The sequence below is a fragment of the Nocardia vinacea NBRC 16497 genome, from assembly GCF_000308835.1.
Classification (GTDB): domain Bacteria; phylum Actinomycetota; class Actinomycetes; order Mycobacteriales; family Mycobacteriaceae; genus Nocardia; species Nocardia vinacea.
This window is the reverse complement of record NZ_BAGN01000305.1, coordinates 1-572: the sequence shown is the minus strand read 5'-3', so window position 1 is coordinate 572 and position 572 is coordinate 1. Positions and strand designations below refer to the sequence as shown.

The window sequence follows — 572 nt, the reverse complement described above, 5'->3', positions numbered from 1 at the left end:
TGGGATCGAGGCAGCAGCGAAATCCGCACCCTGGGTGCTGCGTACCCTGGTGGAATTCACCTCGCACAGCAGCCTGCGACTCGCGGCGGCGGCACTGTTCGTCCACCATTCCACGCTGCAGGACCGGCTCGTTACGATCGAGCACGAGTTGGGTTGGTCCGTGCGCGATCCACAAGGACGACTGCGGGCGCAGCTCGCCCTTGCTGTGCGGCGATTGCTCTTGCACCCGGCAGCCCCTCATCCTGCATAGCTTTCGTATCACCGCGGACACGTTGCACAGGAACCTGTCCTGCCGACATGGGGTGGCCGCGCGCGGTCGTGACGCCGTCGTCCAATGCCAACCTGGGAACCAACATCTACGCGACCGCAGCCTCTTCGATGCGATATGGCAAATCCCCGTATGTCGGTATCAGCTCGGCAGCAGCCGTTGCAACCAATTCAGCCGCGCCCGATTCGTCGCCTGCGATATCGCCGCCTCCGGGGCCGCGAGATCGTAGCCGTGGTATCCGCCGGGCCACACATGCAGTTCGGCGATACCGCCGGCTTGCCAGATCCGCGACGCGTAGTCGACC

General features: G+C 64.7%; 1 protein-coding gene. It reads left to right on the top strand.

Features of this window, described 5'->3' with window-relative positions:
• A partial coding sequence (locus tag ON44_RS33600; protein WP_040697979.1) for a helix-turn-helix domain-containing protein occupies positions 1-250 on the top strand: 250 nt, incomplete at its 5' end.
• Positions 251-572 lie beyond the last annotated feature (322 nt).